General features: G+C 32.5%; 16 protein-coding genes. 8 read left to right on the forward strand and 8 right to left on the reverse strand.

Features of this window, described 5'->3' with window-relative positions:
- Window positions 1-600: 600 nt before the first annotated feature.
- From HGP29_RS18935 to HGP29_RS18950, 4 genes are all read right to left on the reverse strand, one after another.
- Window positions 601-2,109: a DUF1254 domain-containing protein gene (locus tag HGP29_RS18935; RefSeq protein ID WP_168883995.1), complete on the reverse strand. Its 1,509-nt coding sequence runs from the start codon at window positions 2,107-2,109 to the stop codon at window positions 601-603.
- A gap of 425 nt (window positions 2,110-2,534) precedes the next feature.
- A complete protein-coding gene (locus HGP29_RS18940; RefSeq protein ID WP_168883996.1) occupies window positions 2,535-3,305 on the reverse strand; it encodes a hypothetical protein in 771 nt (256 codons plus the stop codon).
- Window positions 3,306-3,426: 121 nt separating this feature from the next.
- The gene (locus tag HGP29_RS18945) at window positions 3,427-4,308 is read right to left on the reverse strand and encodes a ParB N-terminal domain-containing protein (protein WP_168883997.1); all 882 of its coding nucleotides are present in this window, start codon (window positions 4,306-4,308) and stop codon (window positions 3,427-3,429) included.
- Complete coding sequence (locus tag HGP29_RS18950) at window positions 4,301-5,293, reverse strand: ParA family protein (protein ID WP_168883998.1); 993 nt, start codon at window positions 5,291-5,293, stop codon at window positions 4,301-4,303. The genes HGP29_RS18945 and HGP29_RS18950 overlap by 8 nt, the downstream gene beginning before the upstream one ends.
- 1,083 nt (window positions 5,294-6,376) lie before the next feature.
- On the opposite strand from HGP29_RS18950, the gene HGP29_RS18955 reads away from it, so the two are divergent.
- The 5 genes from HGP29_RS18955 (at window position 6,377) to HGP29_RS18975 (ending at window position 11,320) form a co-directional block, all read left to right on the forward strand.
- Entirely contained in the window at window positions 6,377-7,546 is a 1,170-nt protein-coding gene (locus HGP29_RS18955) for a replication initiation protein (RefSeq protein WP_168883999.1), read from the forward strand.
- Window positions 7,547-7,730: 184 nt separating this feature from the next.
- On the forward strand, window positions 7,731-8,366 hold the full coding sequence (locus HGP29_RS18960; RefSeq protein WP_168884000.1) for a M15 family metallopeptidase: 636 nt from the start codon (window positions 7,731-7,733) through the stop codon (window positions 8,364-8,366).
- 40 nt (window positions 8,367-8,406) lie between these two features.
- Window positions 8,407-9,219 (forward strand): DUF4846 domain-containing protein, encoded by an 813-nt coding sequence (locus HGP29_RS18965; protein ID WP_168884001.1) that lies wholly within the window; start codon window positions 8,407-8,409, stop codon window positions 9,217-9,219.
- Between the two features lie 56 nt (window positions 9,220-9,275).
- The gene (locus HGP29_RS18970; protein WP_168884002.1) at window positions 9,276-9,827 is read left to right on the forward strand and encodes a DUF1353 domain-containing protein; all 552 of its coding nucleotides are present in this window, start codon (window positions 9,276-9,278) and stop codon (window positions 9,825-9,827) included.
- A 212-nt stretch (window positions 9,828-10,039) separates the two neighbouring features.
- Window positions 10,040-11,320 carry a thioredoxin family protein gene (locus HGP29_RS18975; RefSeq protein WP_168884003.1) on the forward strand — a complete coding sequence of 427 codons (1,281 nt, stop codon included), beginning with the start codon at window positions 10,040-10,042 and terminating at the stop codon, window positions 11,318-11,320.
- Between the two features lie 53 nt (window positions 11,321-11,373).
- On the opposite strand, the gene HGP29_RS18980 is transcribed toward HGP29_RS18975, so the two are convergent.
- From HGP29_RS18980 to HGP29_RS18995, 4 genes are all read right to left on the reverse strand, one after another.
- Window positions 11,374-11,835: a hypothetical protein gene (locus HGP29_RS18980; protein WP_168884004.1), complete on the reverse strand. Its 462-nt coding sequence runs from the start codon at window positions 11,833-11,835 to the stop codon at window positions 11,374-11,376.
- A gap of 160 nt (window positions 11,836-11,995) precedes the next feature.
- Complete coding sequence (locus HGP29_RS18985; RefSeq protein WP_168884005.1) at window positions 11,996-13,441, reverse strand: FMN-binding glutamate synthase family protein; 1,446 nt, start codon at window positions 13,439-13,441, stop codon at window positions 11,996-11,998.
- A 109-nt stretch (window positions 13,442-13,550) separates the two neighbouring features.
- On the reverse strand, window positions 13,551-14,180 hold the full coding sequence (locus tag HGP29_RS18990) for an START domain-containing protein (protein ID WP_168884006.1): 630 nt from the start codon (window positions 14,178-14,180) through the stop codon (window positions 13,551-13,553).
- A gap of 149 nt (window positions 14,181-14,329) precedes the next feature.
- A complete protein-coding gene (locus tag HGP29_RS18995) occupies window positions 14,330-15,037 on the reverse strand; it encodes a CatA-like O-acetyltransferase (RefSeq protein WP_168884007.1) in 708 nt (235 codons plus the stop codon).
- 170 nt (window positions 15,038-15,207) lie between these two features.
- On the opposite strand from HGP29_RS18995, the gene HGP29_RS19000 reads away from it, so the two are divergent.
- The 3 genes from HGP29_RS19000 to HGP29_RS19010 are packed head-to-tail and all read left to right on the forward strand — an operon-like array spanning window position 15,208 to window position 19,202.
- On the forward strand, window positions 15,208-16,608 hold the full coding sequence (locus tag HGP29_RS19000; protein ID WP_168884008.1) for an ATP-binding protein: 1,401 nt from the start codon (window positions 15,208-15,210) through the stop codon (window positions 16,606-16,608).
- Window positions 16,609-18,270, forward strand: a complete 1,662-nt coding sequence (locus HGP29_RS19005; protein WP_168884009.1) for a response regulator — start codon at window positions 16,609-16,611, stop codon at window positions 18,268-18,270. It abuts the gene before it with no gap.
- A gap of 2 nt (window positions 18,271-18,272) precedes the next feature.
- Complete coding sequence (locus tag HGP29_RS19010; protein ID WP_168884010.1) at window positions 18,273-19,202, forward strand: bestrophin family protein; 930 nt, start codon at window positions 18,273-18,275, stop codon at window positions 19,200-19,202.
- Window positions 19,203-19,243 lie beyond the last annotated feature (41 nt).

The raw sequence follows: 19,243 nt of genomic DNA on the forward strand, positions 1-19,243 counted from the left end.
GAATTGTCTTTTATGGATCCGCTTTCGCTGATCTTGTAATTACTTTTCAATACATTAAAAGAACGTTTGAGCCATTGCCCAATGAACTGTATATCAGTTTGTTTTATGCTACTCCGTTTGAGAAGCGAGTGCAAAGGTAAGAACTAAATTTTAATCTCCAAACTCTTTTTGAAAAAATTTTATTTTATTTTTTCGAGCTACTTTCTGAAGATTTTCAACCTCCCATTCTCTGCTTAAAAAGCCCAACGTTTTAGTCTTTTATAACCGCCTCTTTTCAGAAGCGAGTGCAAAGGTAAGAAGAGAAATTTAATATGCAATGCTTATTTGATTTCATTTGAAATTTTAATTTACATCACTGTCTTCTTTGCAAAATGTTGAAATGAATAGTACTTACTAGAAGTGTTTTTCATTTGGCCTTCCGTTTGAAGGGAGTGCAAAGGTAATAGCTAACTTGATAAATGCAATACCATTCATATATTTTTTTATATAAATTTCATTAAACTACTTATTATAAGTACTATATAAAAATTATCCTCTATTATTTAATGGTTTTTTAAATTCATGAACCATTAAATAATAGAGGAGTATATTCTTGGATTATTACTTTCCGATATCTAAAGTTGAAATCTCTTCAATTTCATTTAATCTCCATTTCCCATCAATCCATTCTTGTTCTGGCCCGTAATTTCTAAAAATTGTGAACCATGATTTCCCAGGTATTGTCTGTAACCAGTTTCCTTCTTTTCCTTCTATAGGTTCCGGTGAAAAGTATATATCAATTGATCCATCTTCATTATACACTAAATCTTTTTTATTACTATCTAAAGATGGGTGGACTTGATTTGTTTGAATCATGGATCTTGTTTGTGTATCATATAAAGTAACCGCCCAGAATCTTGCAGTAGGAACATCTGCATCTATATGCAATACATAAGTCTTGCTACCATCATATGCTACACCGTCTTTTGCAACATAAGATATCCCATAGTCTGAACCCTTTCCTGCTATCTGCATTGCCATGGCTGGAGTAATTCCTGTATAAGGGTAGTGGAACATATCTCTTGCCTCTTTCTTGACGGCACCTTGATCATTAAAAAATACATCTCTATCCGCAAACCCCATTCTCCAAGAACTATTAGGGTCATCCTCATAAAGATTTACTCCTTCTCGTCTTGGATACCATACAATCGATCTAGCACTTGCATTACCCAAAGCCACTGCTTCATTTAATATTCCGACCATTCTTTTATCAGGGTTGAACTCAACACCCTTTTCGATTCCTATAGACCTGAATGTACCTAAGATTTCAGCATCAAAAGTTGATGTAGATTCATACTGTACCATTTCATTGATTTCATTATAGAACTCAATATTATTTGAATGAATAGTATTCATTTCTTTTCCTGTAGCATGTATGAAATTCATGTCATCTCTCAATTCAGGTTGACTAGCTGGATACGATCTATATTTTGCAATTACATTATCTATTGTCTTTTGACCTCCATTCATCCTTAATAACACCCAATTGATATGAGATTTTGAATAGACTGGAAAACAACCTTCTGGTATTTCTCCTTCGTATCCGACGGGAAGAATCGCATATTTCCCTCCTTTGCCTTTATCTCTACCAATCATTCCTAAATCACAGATGTAATTGAATGACATATCATTTACGAATCCCAAAGCACCGTCAGGAATTTCAATAATTACTACACCATCTCTTTTTGTATCAACAAAACCTGTGACATACATTGTTGAGGTATTAGCCGTTAAGAAAAGTGATTTAGAATCCATCATGCCATCAAATATCAATGTAGAGTTCGCAGTGGTGTTGCCCATTTTATAATGACCTTTATATAAAGACCAAATTGAAGCATATTTCATCCCATCCATAAAAGCGGTATATGCTCTAGATTTATCCATGAAATTATAGGCTGTTTCAACCGTTTCTTTTGAAGGTACACCATCAAAGAAGTTTAACTCTCCTTCTGATGTCTCAATCTTATCTGGAGTAATGACACTCTCAGGAATATCTGTTGACATTTTATATTGAGCGTTTGCTAATAACGAAGATGATAACAACAATGTAGAGAAGATTATTTTTTTCATGATAACGATTTTTGTTTTGATTTACTTAATCTAACGTCATCACATGAGAAGAAGAATATTAAATTTTAATCCTGTTTTAATAAATTTTATTCGTTCATGAAAATTTTCTCTAAGAATACATTAAAAGAAGTGAGGCTGATAATGATGAACTCATCTTTCGTTTAATCAACACTTCATTTTAAATGGTTCCATGCGCTTACATATTTAATTGATTTATGTAAGTGGCCAGTACATTGGTTGATATTACAGTCTATTAAAGAAATAGTTAATGACAAGCAGAACGAAATATTATGAGTTCTCTTCGTAAATAAGTGATTTTAAATAATCTATTCTAAGATAAAAAATAAAGGTCCCATTTTGGGACCTTTAATGGAAAATGTCAGAAATAGAATAGAGGTCCCAAAATGGGACCTCCTGTATAATAGTTAAAAACCAATCTTTTGCTGTGAGGGTTTGAAATTTTGTAATAGAAAAAAAGCTTCTTCTTCAGGCAAATTGAAATAATCAACTAACATTTTAATATTAGAAATTTCACCTTCTTTTATTAATTCTATAATCTTAGATTTTTTCTTATCCACTTCATTTAAAGTTAATAGTTGATTTTCATTTTCAACATTAATTGATTTTCTACTTTTTGTTTCAATTGAAGAAGCTAGAAAAGCTAATAAAAATAATATTACTGAAAAACATCTAAATTGATTAGCAAGAATATTAGCTTCTGTGAGATCTTCTTGCTGTTGAATTAATAATTGTTCTCTTTTTTGTTCTGCGGTTTTAAGTTGTTTTTGTGAATCTAGGAACGTTTGATATAATGCCCAATTCGTTTTTCCTTTTATAGTATGGTTTGAACTTCGCTGGATTGTTGCTTCAATATTTTTGATTTGTGTCTCAATTTCAACTGTAGAAGCAATGCCAATACTTTCTTTAGCATGTACAAACTGTCCATTCCATTCTGAATAAAAAACAAAAGCTGTCAATGATAAAGATAGTATGATGTACTGATTTAAAGATTTTGTAGCCTTATAATATATGATAGACTGATAAGTATAATGGTGGGAGAGAAATACAATAAAGACTGATATCAGTAAAGATGGTAGAAAGGATGTGTGTTCTGATAAAAATAAAAACATCACATAGGAACTATAACACATTGAAATCACTACCAAAGAGTAATCAATGATTTTTACAGGTTTCATGAAAATAACTATATTTGAATTAAACAATTTGTAGTTGATGGGGTGAGATACTTCAACTACATCGCAGGGAATCTGCAATTGGATTTATTGGGATAGTCAAAATTGACTATCCCTTTTTATATTAAATATCTAATTCGTATTTAGATATTAATTCTTTTATTGACTCTTCCATTGATAATTTTTCGGCTTTACCTAATTCCTTATCTAATGGAGTATCTATTAATGTTCTAATCGTTTTATTTACCTTATTAAAGGTAAAAGGCTTAGGAATATTATTTACAGCTCTTGTACTTGCTTTTTTCTCTACAGCCTCAAGTTCATTTAATAAGTACTTTTCTAAATCTTCAACGACAATTTCTTCAGTAGCTAAAGCTTTAGAAGCATCTTCAAACTTAGCAATAGTAATACTATGTTCTCCATCAAAGTATGCATGTTTGAATTCATCGGAAACTTGATCCAATAATTCAGCAATAGTGGCATCCCTTAAGATTGTATTTTTTCCAACACCATATTCTTTTGCTAATACATCATACAGTTTTCCTCTACCGGTAGTATACCCAACTTGTCCTTTGTGGGTTAAATAATGATGTCCTCTGTAGAAAGACATTTCTCGTTTAGAAAGGTTTCTTTTACCGATTTGGTTCTTGATCATCCAAAGTTTTGCATCTTCGATATTGTCAATATCTACAATTACTTCTTCAAATTCGTATCCATAATCAGCCCCTCCAAGTTCATTGACTATCTCAAAACGATTGTGCCCATCTAAAAGGATCTTTTGACCATTCTCCATATAGAAGAAGGTTAGAGGATCTCTTACTCCTTCTTTTTCGATTGATTCTTTTAAATTTTGACGTTCTGAACTCGTTAGTGGGCGAATCCATTTCTTTAATTCAGGTAAAACATGGACAGAGTCAGTTGACATTTCTTCCTTCTTCGAATCGATTAGCTTGGATGATTTATTACTATTTGGTAAAAAATCTCCGATATTAATTTCATTAGACATACTCAATAAATTCTGTGGCTAAATTTGTATGTTCTTCCATACCTTTTTTAATTCCTTCTTTTTCTTGTCTTTTTAGAGACTCATCTTCAAATAATGAGAAGATGTCTTTACCATAAAGTGGGCCTTTATTATAAGCCATATCTCTTACAGCAATTTCAGTATTGAATACTTTGTAGTTTGTTGAACGAAGTGCCTCCTTATATTTATTCATATCTTTTGTTCTACCTGATTTGGTGAACAAGAAGCCTAGAATTTCAAGGTTAGGATTTTCTTCTTTATAATCATTGATGTGATTAATTACATTATTAATTCCTCTAAATGCAAATTCTGAAGCGTCTACAGGAATTAAAGCTCTATTGGAGGCAATCAAACATGCATCATTAGTGATTAGGGCAAATGAAGGAGATAGATCAAAAAAGATATAATCATACTCCATTTCAATTTTATCAATTACTAATCGCTTTACCAATTTATAAGAAGAAGGACCTGAGTTCCTATTTAAGTTTTTATTAGTAAAGTCAAGATTGGTAGTTGATGGAATAATATGTAAGTTTTCCTGATATTTTAAAATGGAATCATTTACATTACAATTTCCTTCAATTACATCGGATAACTCTCTACTCTCAAATTGTTGAGGATCTTTGTATCCTAAATGTTGTGTTAAGTTTCCTTGTGGATCAGCATCAATTAATAGTACTTTCTTACCCATTCTTGAAAGTGCTGCTCCTAAATTACATGCAGTTGTAGTTTTGGCTACACCACCTTTGTTATTAATAATAGAAACTACTTTAAATTTATCCTTTAATTTTAATCCAAGTGGGGTAAGTACTTGTATTAGTTTTTCAATGTACTCTGGCTTTAAGTTCTGTTCGCCATTTAATGCTTTGTATAACGATCTAGTAGGTATACCAGCCTTTTTTTCTACTACAGAAATCTTCAGCATTTCATTTTCCCCTACAAAATCAAGAATATCTTTTTGTGTCATTGATTGTGTTGAATTTAAATTTGATAATACAAATCAAAACAAATTTTATTGAATCAAAAACAATTTAGTACTTTTTTTTACTTTTTACACCTTAAATTAATCTATAAAGTACTTTTTTTTACTCTTAGGGGAATTTTTTTATCTAAATTGAGGTGTAAATTTTATAAAGTAAACTAAATCCTAGTAGTTAGACCATAATATGAGTATAAATACAAGTAGTTTACTCAGTTTTGGAACCATAAATTTATAGATCATAGTGATTAGACCGTATTTCAATCATTAATCCTAGTAGTTGGACCATAAAAGATCCCTTTTTTCATTAATTTTTATTCCATTAGGGTTCTAATTACGGACTTCAACTAGTATTTAATATATTCAATAGAAAAAAATATAACCAAAAGACTATATTTAATAGTACTTTGTTATTTAAACTTTATATATTCTTATTATTTATACTAATCATAACTAACTGATAAACAGTTTTATATATCTAATTTGTATAGTAGTTAGACCATATATATCATAGTACTTTACTCTTTTAATCCTAGTGGATAGACCGCAAGTAGCATAGTAGTTTGCATAAAAGGTATAGTAATTAGAACAAAAGTATAGTAGTTAGACCGTATATTTAATGATATTTTAGCTATTCTAATCTTAAAAACTAGTGAATAGACCATAAAAATGTACTAAAGTATAGTGAATAGACCAATAAATGAGCTTTTCCGGTTAGTTCAAGACTATTCATTGGCTCATTTCATACAAATTGTATGGTCCAAAGACTTGTATTTATTAAACCATAGTAATTAGACCATAAGTATTTGAGTAAAGTACTATGTATTAACCCTAGCATTTAATTATGAAATACTTATAAAGTATAGTAGTCTACTCTTTAAACCATAGTAATTAGACCATATATTTTAGATAATTTCACTAAAAACTAGTGCAAGTCCGAAATTTTTCTTCAGTTTTATTGTAAAAACTAATGTTAGTCCGTAATATGCATCGGACTTAACTTAGTATTAAGCTCAAAAATTAATAGAGAATCTGATTTTTTACTTCAAAACTCTAAACTTTTTTACTGAAATGAATAATATTTTAACCAAAGTATGGGTAAAAAGACATAATAACCTTGTGAGGGCTCATCAAAAAAATACGATGAGTTTAACTGCCCAAAAATTATTATTGTTTGCATTTACAGTGAAAGACCAGGACTTGGACAAAGTACTTGAGTTTAGAGTGGCCGATTTTCTAGGAAGAAATCCTGGAGGTAAGGATATTAAGAATATTGATCAAGCTTGTGACGAACTTTCTTCATCTAAAATTAGAGAGGGTAGTGGTATCAATGATGCTGATTATGAATCAGATGAATTTAATAGAAAGTATATTACTTTATTTGATACGATTGAATTAAACAAAACAAGAGTAGCATTTAAGTTTAATAGAACTTTTAAAAAGTTTTTGGGCCCAGCCAACAATTACACTCAATACCTATTCAGTAACCTGAAGGACATGAGGTCTCCACATGCCGTTCGTTTGTATGATTATTTGATTGGTGGTGTAGGTAAATACTCAGAAAGAAGAGTTGAGTTACAAGAGCTTAAAGCAGTGTTAGGTGTTGCTGATAAAAAATCGTACAATGTCTTCAATACTTTCAAAAATACTGTTCTAGAGCAAGCAGTGAAGAGTATTAATCAGACTTCAGACATACATTTAGCTTATCAGCCCTTAAGAATGTCTGGTAGAAAGTATACTCATATTTATTTTACTTTTAGTAAGAAGCAGGAGATAGCTAAGGTCGAAGCATCTAATGATATGGGATTAAGCCCAGAAAATGCTGCTAAAATTGCTTCTATGAAAGAAATGAACTTGCCTGAGGCAATTATTCAAGCAACCGTAAAAGAGCTTCTGAGCCAGCAAAAATCGGCTCCAATTGATATTACTGAGGTAGAGGTAGTTACTGAACAGGAAAAAACATCTTCAAATATTGCAGGTGCAGGGCAACAAGATTTATTCTCACAAAATACTGCACAACCAACTGGTGATGATTTTGAAGAGAAACTACATAGATTACAGATTAGACTTAAAGAAATTGGTCTAACTCAAGCTGTAATCAAGGTCGCTGTTGTAAAATATAAGAAGAACCCTTCATTGAAAATATGGGGTGAGATAAATAAGGTGAAAATGGCTATGCGTGATAATGCACAGTTTCCTAATAAACATACTCTAAAAAAGTGGATTGAGGAAGCTGCATAAGTACATGTAACATTAAACACTAATTACCGATTGATGAAGACAACAATAGCTATAAACACTTAAAAAACAGTTAATTATTGAAAATTATCTAAAATGGTATATTTCAAAAACAAGTTCGGAAAATTTATTGTGTGTCATTAGACTAAAATATTTGCTTTAGGAATGATTCTTCTACCATAGTCTAATGAAAAGTCTCTATAAAAAATTAATCATTGTATGTTTTAGTTTATTCTTATTACTCGGTGGTATCACAGGGATTTGGTCGTATGATAAGTATTGGTGCGTTATTGATTCATCCGAATTAAAACACCTTACCGTCTATCAATCCGGAAACATATCTGGAAGTAATTTTAAAAATATCTATCTGCATAAATCATTTATCAAGAATATGATAGAATTAGATTCTATGTTAGAAAAAAATGGTCTTGAAATAAGGGTTAATCAAGGATATAGACACAAAAGACATCGATTAATAGGTGCAGTTGTTTCTCCTTCTTCTGTTTCAAATCATCTAGCAGGAGAAGCTTTAGATTTCTATTTAGTAGGAAAAGAAAAGAATTACTATCACAAGGATTTAAAAAGGGAGAACTATTCTCAATTGCCAAAAGAGGTCAAGCAATTTTTTAATGATGTAAGAAATTCTGCTTTGTTACGATGGGGAGGAGATTTCAAAAGAGAAGATCCCATTCACATCGATTTCCCGTTAAATCAAAGAAACCGAAAACTGTACCATCAACAGGCAAAATTATGTTTTCAAGACTATGAAAATGCCATTTATACTTATGATAAAGTATGGAATCAGCTTAAATCGAAGTTGTAAGGTAGCTTATCATTAACAATCACTCTAAATACTTCACGATATGCTAAAACATATAATTATATACCAAATATTAAGCATCATATGCTTGTTTTCAACACAAAAAGGCATTGCTCAAGATACTGTTAAAGATAGAGTGAAACCTCCTATTGGGTATACAAGGGTAACTGTTGAGGAAAACAGTTTTGGAGCATTTCTAAGGAATATGTCTCTACTACCAAGTGGAAGTCCAGTATTAGATTACAGAGGTGAAGAAATCTATGATCAAGACAATCATATTGGCATTATCAACTATGATGTAGGGCATAAAGACCTACAACAATGTGCTGATGCAGTAATTCGATTACGTACAGAGTACCTTTGGTCACAAGAGAAATATGATAAGATATCATTTCATTTTACAAGTGGAGATGTTTATAGTTGGGAGGATCATAAAAAAGGGATTAGGCCTATTGTGAGTGGTAATAAAGTAAGTTTTGCTTCTAAAAAAGGGTACGATGATTCTTACAGAAATCTAAAAAACTATCTTGATTATATCTATATGTATGCTGGTACTATATCTATAAATAAAGAGATGAAAAAGGTAGGACTACAGGAAGATATACATATTGGGGATGTCATTGTAGTACCAGGTAGCCCTGGACATGCAGTAATAATTATTGATGAAGCTGAAAATACCTCAGGAGATAAGGTTTTTCTACTTGCACAAGGGTTTACACCAGCTCAGTCTATTCATATTTTAAAAAATAATGGTGATGTAAATTTGAACAATTGGTACTCTATTAAGAATGGAGAAACAACAACTACTGCAAGGTTTGTCTTCTATGATACCAATGTTCGTAGATTTAAAGATTGATGATATTATTAATTTAAATTATATTGCACATTAATAAGTAATACAAAAAGTAAACTATGACTCTTCGACTAAATCCACAAGACAACAATTACTATGAACTCATTGATAATGGGAATTATAGAATTTCACAAGAATTGACTATTGAAATTGATAACTTCTTGGGTAATGATCTTACATTTAAAGTATTACCAGGCTATATCACAGACTTTAGAACGGGTCCAAAGATAATTGTAGATCTATTAACGGATGTACCTCAAATTGGAGATCTTCGTACTGCCATGTGTTGGTTAATTCATGATATCACTTATGATGGACTTTTACCTAGAAAAGAAGCTGATTTGCTTTTATTTCAGATGTTGGAGGAGTTGAAAGTTGAAAACCCAGTTAAGTATGGAGATTTCAATTCTAATACAATATATACAGGCCTCAGAATGGTAGGAATGTTTGCTTACAAACGAGAGGGCTATTTAGCTGATAACTATAAAGTGATCTTCTCAAAAACACCTTCTGCTAGTCCCTCAGAAGATATTGATACCACAGTGAATATTGAAAAAATTCAGTTGGATAAGATAAGAAGTGCAGCAAAAGAGCTTAATATAAATTTATAACAGCGAAGCTAAATCTTAAGGCAAATACATGTGTTCATCCTTTAATTATTGATCACATATTCTTCTATACTATTGCATAAACTATAAATAGAGAATTCATTAAATGTCCCCAAAGATGAAATCTCTCTTCTATATATTCTATTCTTAAATACAATCTAAAAACGCAAACTCAATAGGAGTTTAAAATGAAAATGAAAGACAAACTATCAATAATGAGAACCTTAATACAGGTGATTTTACTGTTATTCTCATTCAATTTATCGGCTCAAGGTGTTCGTACTATTCATGGGAATGTAATCGACAATAAGAACAGACAGCCAGTTGCAAATGTTCAAGTATCATCTAATCATGCTTTTCAAAGCGTTCAGAGTAACGAAAAGGGGGAATTTACGCTTGAAATTAATAAAAGTGATGGACGAGATACTCTAAAACTTGTACACGCTAATTATCAGATTGCGTATCATCCTCTAAAAAAATCAAGGGATTATTGTATTGTATATATGGAACCCGGTATGCCGACACTAGAATTTGATGACGATGTAAAAGAATTAAGTACTGTCACTGTAAAAGACAAAAAAATTAAACTTGAAAAACCTTTTTTATCTATCTCATTGGATTCTGCTCTACAGTTAGCTTACCAAGAAAACAAACAGGTTTTATTATATGTATCTACCTCTTGGTGTGGTCAATGTAAGCTACTTGATAAAAAGCTATATCAACAAGATACTGTAATCTATCGGTTAAAAAATGATGTGATTGCAGTGGAAATCGATGCAGATACGTTTGAAGGAGAAAAGGTGAAAAAAGAGTTTACAATTGCTGGCTATCCTACTTTTTTAATGCTTAATCCTCAAAGAGAAGTGACGAATAGAAACGTTGGGATCATTTTTAAAAAGCATAATTATGATAATCCCAATGGACTTTTTGAGTTCATTGATCAAGGATATCTTAATAATGGAAACAATACAGTTGCTATTTCCAATGAAGAATTAAAGCGTATTCAACAACGGAAGAAAGACCATGAAAAAATGCGAGTGGGCTTAAGGTTTGCTATGCATTTTAATTCTGCTGAGACGACAACAGAAGAAAATAACAATCATACAGGCTATGAAATAGGAGCATTTGTTCACTTTAATAAAAAGAGATTTATGCTTCGTCCTGGTTTGAGTTATTTAAAAATTAATGATGTTTCTTCACTGCTAGTTTTTTCGGACTTAGGCTATGCTTTTTATAAGAAATCTACTTTAGGATTACCTTCAGAGATCAAGTTATTAGTTACTCCTTTTTACCAGTACAACTACTCATTATCAGACAAATTGATCAATGCGAATAATTTTGGAATGAGATATGGGTTTGATTTTCAGATCGGTGGAGAAAGTACTTTAGGATTTACCTTGTGCTATCAACATAGCTTTGATGAATATTATACAGCTTCGAATGTTGGCTTCAGTGGTATTTATTTCGGAACGAACTTAACTTTATTTCTACACTAAAATTACAATGTAGTATCCTAAGGTATCATCATTAGTATGTTACCTTAGGAATATCATAATTGACTAAAAAGGTGATAAGATCGAATGATAAATGTGACATTCTTTCTTAGGCCTTTTTTTATTTTTAAATCGTGAATGATCATGTATTGACATCCATTTTTTTGAGTATAAAAAAGAACATAATCTTGTTCAGGGACTCTTTTGATGGTATCAAATGAGATATTATATTTTGCTTCGATGACCGCCATAAATTCTTCTAATTCTGAAGCAGTCATACGGTTATAGTACTTTCTTTTATGGTTATAGTCTGGAGAAAATGATATGGAATATATTTGTGCTTCGTCTGTTGTATCCCAAGCAAGAAAACCATCCATTTCACAGAACTGTTCCTTTTTACCAAAACGATTGGAATGTTTGTTAGAAGCATCTTTTAATGAAATACCATTAATATCTTGAGCAAAATTTAATGATGAAAATATCGTAAAGAATATAATTGATAAGGTTAATTGTTTCATGATCAAAAGTGAGTTAATCAATATCGATTGACATATTGTTGTACTTTGATGAATTATTATTGAGATGAAATATGTATTGATATATACTTAAAAAAAGGAATTGAATGCTATAAGCTTATGCTCAATTCCTATCAAAAATTAACCTACCTATTTGATATCTTTAGTTATGAATCAATTCTTTGTTTAGTTCTGATATATCATTGCAACCAACGGTCTTCATAATCTCCAAAAAGGCATCAATTGTATTTTTATGATAATTATACACTCTATTACTCTTAACAGTAGGGTCTAATCCCTCTTGTAATGCTTTATCCTGTGTTGCAATTCCTGTAGGGCAAGTATCTGTGTGGCAACGTAAAGATTGAATACAACCTAAAGAAAACATAAACCCTCTGGCACTATTACAAAGATCTGCACCTAAACAAAGGGCTTTTAATAAAGTAAACCCGTTCATTACTTTACCTGCATATATAATTTTGATTTCTCTTCTCACTCCCTTTTCCTTTAATACTTGGTCTACAAACACAAGAGCATCTTCCCCCTTCATTCCGATATGATCCGAATATTCTAAGGGTGCAGCTCCAGTACCTCCTTCAGATGCGTCGACTGTAATAAAGTCTGGTATATTTCCTTGAGATACACAATAATCAATCAGTTGCTCGAATTCTGATTTAACACCTATACAGAGTTTAAATCCGACGGGTTTTCCATGAGAAAGCTTTCTTACTCTTCCAATAAATTTTGGTATATCTTCAATACTTGAAATTTCCGGATTTAATGGGGGAGAGAATACATCGGTATGAGGTTGAACTCCTCTTATTTTTGCGATTTCATTTGTATTTTTTGCTGCAGGTAAAACACCTCCATGTCCTGGTTTTGCACCTTGTGATAATTTTACTTCTACCATTTTGACTTCAGGAAGTGCTGTCTTTTCAGTAAACTTTTGGTCATTGAATGAACCGTCATCATTTCTAAAACCAAAGTTACCTGTACCTATTTGTAAAACGATATCACCTCCTTGTTGGTGGAAAGGTGTGAGGCTACCTTCCCCTGTATTATGATAAAAGCCTCCTAGTTTAGCACCTTTATTTAATGCAATAATAGCGTGGGCACTTAAAGCACCAAAGCTCATGGCTGATATATTTAAAATGGAAGAATTATATGGTTTATCACAATTTGAATTACCTATCAAAACTCTAGGTTGTGTTTTTCTCTCTTTCCCAGGAATCATAGAATGACCAACCCAAGAGACTTCATTCTTATAAAAGTCTAATTCACTACCAAATGGATGAAACTCTTCTTTATTGTCTGACCTTGAGTTAATTAAATTGATTTCATTTTTTGTGAATGGATGTCCACTAGTGTTGGTTTCAATAAAATATTGTTGTAGTTCTGGTGCGATAGCTTTGAGCATATATCTTGCATGTCCCACTATAGGATAATCTCTGAGGATGGCATTTTTCTTTTGAAGTACATCATACCAACCCACAAAAATCAAAATAATAAGAAGGGTTAATAAGATGGATTGATCAGGTAAATAGAAATATGTTAAAATTAAAATAGGGAACAATAGAATACTGATAAGTATATAAGTTCTTCTGATCATCTTTAATAGGTTTTGGTAGAAAGGTTTTATCGCAACATTAATTTAAAGAAAAATGGGAATCAAACCTATTAAAACCTTTTTGTTATTCCTGATCGTTTTATTAATCCTACTATCTCATTTTATCGATTAAGCCTCTATGTATTTCTCCATCTTCACTTGCCAATAGATAAATTGATTTGAGCGTATTGATGGGCCAGTTTCTTTGTATCATATTGACAAATAACTTGGGCATTTTACCTTTTGGGTCTACTTGTATCTCCACCGTAATGTTGGTCTTATTGGGTGTGACCTGCACAAGTGTATATTGTAATAAATATAGTTCTCCTCTTACCCGGTCATTTCTTAATGGAAATTGTGGACTTTGAATAGATTTTGTTGAGAAGGTAACCGTAGGTAGGTATTTTTTATCAAGAACTTCCCATTGAGACTGTAAAACATATTCTCGATCTTGTATGGGCCACATCATTTTATAATGCTCATACGATTTAAAGGATAGTGCTTCTTTATCAACATTAAAAGAATAATGTTCATTAATGCGATTGATCCATTTTTTTCTTGATGCTATATCTTCTAAAACAAAAGCAACTCGAGGTAAACCAATAGGAAAAGTGGTACTGGCTTTAAAAGTTTTCAGATGATTTTGGGCATTCTCATTTATCTCAAGGTTTGCATTGATCTTTGAAGAAATAGTATGCATACCTAAGTGTCTCCAATTCTCTACAATAGTGTGTGTACTCATTTCATTCATAGCTTAAGGTCTATTATTATGACAACATTTAGCTTGAAATAATTCCTTGATCGATAGGTTATTTTGAGTACAAAACTGTATAAGTTGAAAAGAGAAAAGATCATCAATAAAGGGTAAACTGAATTGATGATCTTTTTATATTATGCTGGATTAATAATCTTGTCTAGGTCTTCCATGAACGCTGAAAGTACAAAAGGATCTAGGTTAGAGTGATCAAATGTAACAGATAAAGGAATGAACCATTTTTCTCCTTGCTGATACCTTTTACCAAAGTAGAAGAATGGCCTTGCAGAGTCTAATGCGGAAGCATGTAATTGAAATCCTGTAAACTGTAAATTAGGAAGGTTTCCAATAAAGTGAGCAGTCGCCCAAACAATAGGAGGTAAAGGTTCAAAATTACCATCACCTACTTTGTTAAAAGCACGATCTACACATTTTCTATAATTCACAAAAAACTCTTCTAAGGTAGAGAAAGCAGGGTTTTCTACTAAGATTTCAGTAAAACGAGTATCTCCACCAACAGCAATTGGAGAAAAAACAGGAAGATTGTCAAAAGAATACCATTCACCTTCAATCATTCTGTAATTAAAGTATGGATGTTTTTTCATATTTTGAACAAGTGCCCACATCAGAAAACCTGTAAATGATGCTCCTTGCATCTTTTTTAAGGTATTCTTGTAGTAATCCATTCCCTTAGTTACATCCACCTGAAGTGTCATCTGTAAGTTAGGTTCTCTAACAATCTCTTTATTGTGGAAGAAATTTAATGACCACTGTTCGTAAGAACTGATCTTACTGAAGTCAATTTTTTTACCACCGAATTTCTCTAAAATCTCTTGCTTTTCCATAATACCAATGTTTGGGCTACAAATATGAAAATTATAAATCGATTGACCTTTCCTGTTGACTAAAATTAAGAATTAGTAAAGGTTGTAATTCTTGTAGTGGATATGATCATAAATATCTTTTGATATCGTATAAAATCCACTATTTTAGATAGACCAAAACAAAAAACACTATGCAGACTATCACTGTCGAACAAATTAAATCAATTCCTACTTTTACTAATGTTCCTGACGATCAATTACAATGGATGATTGATAATGGTACTTTAAAAAAGTTTACCAATAAAGAAAAGCTGTTTGAACCTGGATCCAAAGCAGAGTTTATGTTTATAGTTCTCGAAGGAGAATTTAGAGTATATCAGCTGAATGAGAAAGAAACTAAGTTCTTGGATACGGTAGGAAAAAACACTGTATCGGGTGTATTACCTTTTTCGAGGATTCAGCAATATTCTTCCTTATGTTATTCCTGTGGTGATAGTTATTGTTTTCTATTGCCAAAGGAGAAAATCGGAGATATGATTCGCAAGCATTACGAGTTAACCGAATGCTTGGTACATTCAATGACCACTAGAGTAAGGGAATTTACTAAACAAGCATCACAGAATGAAAAGCTAATGGCGTTAGGTAAAATGAGTGCAGGCTTAGCCCATGAGTTGAATAACCCAGCTAGTGCAATGGCTAGAAGTGGTAAGGAGCTGAAAAGGCATTTATCATCTGTACCTCAAAAATTTAAAGCCATCATGAAAATGAGTGTGGATGATGAATCAATCGATTTTGTGAACGAGTTGATTCATTCGAAACTAAAGGCTGATCTACTTCCATTATCCACTTTGGAGAAAAGTAACCTTGAAGACGATCTATTAGACTTTTTAGAGGAAAAGAATGTGAACGATGCAGATGAGATTGTCGAAGCATTAGTGGAATATCAATTTGATGAAGATGAATTAGAAGAAATGTTTGATGTGACCGGAGAAAAGAATTTCGCTCCAACAATCATTTGGGTAGCAAGTCAGTTGGTCACAGAAAAAATGGTGAACGATATAAAAGACTCCTCTGACCGTATTTCATCACTGATAACATCTATCAAATCTTTCTCTTATATGGATAGAGGGCAGGATATGACCACTACAGATATTCATGAAGGGATTCAATCCACCCTAAAATTATTAGAACATAAAATCCAGAAACAAGGACATCAGTTAGACCTTAAGTTGGACGTTAACTTACCTCATATTAAAGGTATGCCAGGACAATTAAATCAGGTTTGGATGAACATTCTTGCCAATGGTATTGATGCATTAGAAGAGAAAAAAGGAGTGATTACAATTGTTACTTCTTTTGATATTGAAAATGTAAAAATAGAACTGATTGACAATGGATCAGGTATTCCTGAAGAAATTCAAAACCGAATATTTGAACCCTTTTTCACTACAAAAGGCGTTGGAAAAGGCACTGGTTTAGGGTTGGATATTACCAAAAAAATAATTGACAGACATCAAGGAAAGATCAAAGTATCAAGTACTCCTGGACATACAAATTTTACAATAATACTACCAATCGATAATAAAATATAGATGGCAAAGAAACCGATATTATTACTCGTAGACGACGACCCTCAGGTATTACAAGCGGTGAAGGGTGATATGAGAAATAAATACAAGAAAGAGTTTAAAATTTTAGCTACAACTTCTGCTCAAGAAGCGTTGGACTTAGTGAGAGAGCTCAAAAATAAAGGAGAAGATATTGCCTTATTTTTGAGTGATCAGAGAATGCCAGAGATGCAAGGAGTGGACTTTCTTGAGAAAGCAAAAGAAGTGTACCCTACTGCAGGTAGAGTGTTATTAACAGCCTACAGTGATACAGATGCAGCTATTAAATCTATCAATGCAGCACAAATTGATTATTATTTATTGAAGCCTTGGGATCCTCCAGAAGAGAAATTATACCCAGTTATAGATGATATTCTGTTAGAGTGGCAAGCAAACCATAGGCCTGCATTCCAAGGGATACGCATTATGGGGTACCCTTTCTCTAAATTATCTCATGATATAAAAGACTTTCTTGCTACGAATCTGATCCCTTACAAATGGTTGGATGTAACTAAGGACGAGGAAGCAATTCAACTTGTTGAAAGTAATCAATTAACGTCTGCCGATCTTCCTGTAGTAATTATGGAAGATGGTACTATTGTTAAACAGCCTGCACCTTCAGAGTTAGCAGGACACTTAGGTTTTAATGATGCAGCGAAAGAGGAGGTCTACGATGTTGTGATTATTGGAGCTGGTCCCGCAGGTTTGGCTGCTGCAGTATATGGTGGTTCCGAAGGGTTGAAAACCCTGTTAATTGAAAGAAAAGCCCCGGGAGGTCAGGCAGGAACAAGCTCTAGAATTGAAAATTACTTAGGTTTTCCTAAAGGTTTAAGTGGTCAAGACTTAGCCAGAAGAGCGATCACACAAGCTACCCGATTTGGGATAGAGTTTTTGAACCCGAAATCAGTAAAAAAAATCGATTTCGTTGATAAGTATAAGGTATTAACCTTGGAGAGTGGTGAAGAAATCAAATCCAAAAGTATTGTACTCACTACAGGTGTAGATTATAGAAAGTTAATGACTGATGGATTACCTGAGCTTACAGGTGCTGGGGTCTATTATGGAGCAGCAACGACTGAGGCCAATTCATGTAAAGATTGTCCTGTATTTGTTGTTGGAGGGGGAAATTCTGCAGGTCAAGGTGCCATGTATTTATCTAGGTTTTCTAGCCATGTAACAATATTGATACGTAGAGAGGATCTCTCCTCCACGATGTCTCAATATCTAATTGATCAAATTGCTGCAACACCAAATATCACCGTTCAACCGTTTTCTCAAATTGTAAAAGCCAATGGATCTGAACAGTTAGATAGCTTAGTGATTGAAGATATAAAATCTAAAGAAAAAGAAGAACATAAGGCAAAGGCAGTATTTATTTTTATTGGAGCAAAACCATATACAGAGTGGCTTCCTGCAACTGTCACAAAAGATGAAAAAGGATTTGTAAAAACAGGTAGAGACCTGACAGGAAACACCTTTAAAGCCCAATGGAAAGAAGAAAGGGATCCTTACCTTTTAGAAACGTCTATTCCGGGAATTTTTGCGGCAGGAGATGTCCGTTCTGGTGCAATGAATAGAGTAGCCTCAGCTGTTGGAGAAGGGGCAATGAGTATTTCTTTAGTTCATAAATATTTAAGTGAGTTCTAAATATGATTATCTATAAGGCAAATGACAATTGGTTTGGCGACATTAAACACCTAGCTAAAAGCTGGACCATGGTGAGAGTAATGAGAACAGTGCTATTTTTTGGTGTATACACCACTATAGTATGGTTACTTCATCTGAATTTTTTTCCTGAAAAAGACCAAAGTGTAATCAATTCGGCATTTTCATTTCTTGGTGTAGTACTAAGTATTTTGTTGGTATTTAGAACTAACAGTGCTTATGATCGTTGGTGGGAAGGAAGAAAACAATGGGGGGCATTAATCAATAATACTAGAAATTTGGCAGTTTATGCACATACCATTTTACCCAAAGAAGATAAGGGTATTCGCTTTTACTTGGCAGTACGCATTAGTAATTTTTGCCATGCTATGGTGGAACATTTAAGACAAGGTACAGATTTAGATCAACTGATTCATTTAACGGAATCAGACCATAAGAAGTATGGAAAAAGAGCACATGTACCGAATGCAATTACTCATGAAATATATGAGACTATTGTTCACCAGCATAGGGAGAAATTAATTACTGATCCTGATTTGATAAATTATGGACCTCTTCATAAATCGTTATTGGATATCATAGGAGCTTGTGAGAGAATTAAAAAAACTCCTATTCCGTTTTCATATGCAGTCTTTATGAAAGTATTTATTTCAACTTATGGATTATTGTTACCATTTGCACTAGCACCTCAGATGGCGTTTTGGTCTATTCCGGTAGTGATGTTGGTAATGTTCGCCTTTGTTGGGATAGAGTTAATGGGTGAAGAAATTGAAGACCCATTTGGTTTAGATTGTAATAATTTACCAACGGGTGATATGGCCAATACAATTCAGAATAATGTATTTGAAATTTTTGAATTGGATGAAGAGGTAGTAAAGAATGCAGAACGTAAACTTTATGATAAAGTATTCTAAAGTGCTAATAGTGAGTTCATTTTATTAATAATTGTTTCTCT

It is taken from the genome of Flammeovirga agarivorans, from assembly GCF_012641475.1.
In the GTDB taxonomy this organism is placed as follows: Bacteria; Bacteroidota; Bacteroidia; order Cytophagales; family Flammeovirgaceae; genus Flammeovirga; species Flammeovirga agarivorans.

Coding starts and splice junctions, on each gene's coding strand:
- HGP29_RS18980 (WP_168884004.1), bottom strand. CDS start 11,835: ATGAAACAATTAACCTTATCAATTATATTCTTTACGATATTTTCATCA.
- HGP29_RS18965 (WP_168884001.1), top strand. CDS start 8,407: ATGCTAAAACATATAATTATATACCAAATATTAAGCATCATATGCTTG.
- HGP29_RS18945 (WP_168883997.1), bottom strand. CDS start 4,308: ATGTCTAATGAAATTAATATCGGAGATTTTTTACCAAATAGTAATAAA.
- HGP29_RS18950 (WP_168883998.1), bottom strand. CDS start 5,293: ATGACACAAAAAGATATTCTTGATTTTGTAGGGGAAAATGAAATGCTG.
- HGP29_RS18935 (WP_168883995.1), bottom strand. CDS start 2,109: ATGAAAAAAATAATCTTCTCTACATTGTTGTTATCATCTTCGTTATTA.
- HGP29_RS18960 (WP_168884000.1), top strand. CDS start 7,731: ATGAAAAGTCTCTATAAAAAATTAATCATTGTATGTTTTAGTTTATTC.
- HGP29_RS18955 (WP_168883999.1), top strand. CDS start 6,377: ATGAATAATATTTTAACCAAAGTATGGGTAAAAAGACATAATAACCTT.
- HGP29_RS18970 (WP_168884002.1), top strand. CDS start 9,276: ATGACTCTTCGACTAAATCCACAAGACAACAATTACTATGAACTCATT.
- HGP29_RS18995 (WP_168884007.1), bottom strand. CDS start 15,037: ATGGAAAAGCAAGAGATTTTAGAGAAATTCGGTGGTAAAAAAATTGAC.
- HGP29_RS18990 (WP_168884006.1), bottom strand. CDS start 14,180: ATGAGTACACACACTATTGTAGAGAATTGGAGACACTTAGGTATGCAT.
- HGP29_RS18975 (WP_168884003.1), top strand. CDS start 10,040: ATGAGAACCTTAATACAGGTGATTTTACTGTTATTCTCATTCAATTTA.
- HGP29_RS19000 (WP_168884008.1), top strand. CDS start 15,208: ATGCAGACTATCACTGTCGAACAAATTAAATCAATTCCTACTTTTACT.
- HGP29_RS18940 (WP_168883996.1), bottom strand. CDS start 3,305: ATGAAACCTGTAAAAATCATTGATTACTCTTTGGTAGTGATTTCAATG.
- HGP29_RS19010 (WP_168884010.1), top strand. CDS start 18,273: ATGATTATCTATAAGGCAAATGACAATTGGTTTGGCGACATTAAACAC.
- HGP29_RS18985 (WP_168884005.1), bottom strand. CDS start 13,441: ATGATCAGAAGAACTTATATACTTATCAGTATTCTATTGTTCCCTATT.
- HGP29_RS19005 (WP_168884009.1), top strand. CDS start 16,609: ATGGCAAAGAAACCGATATTATTACTCGTAGACGACGACCCTCAGGTA.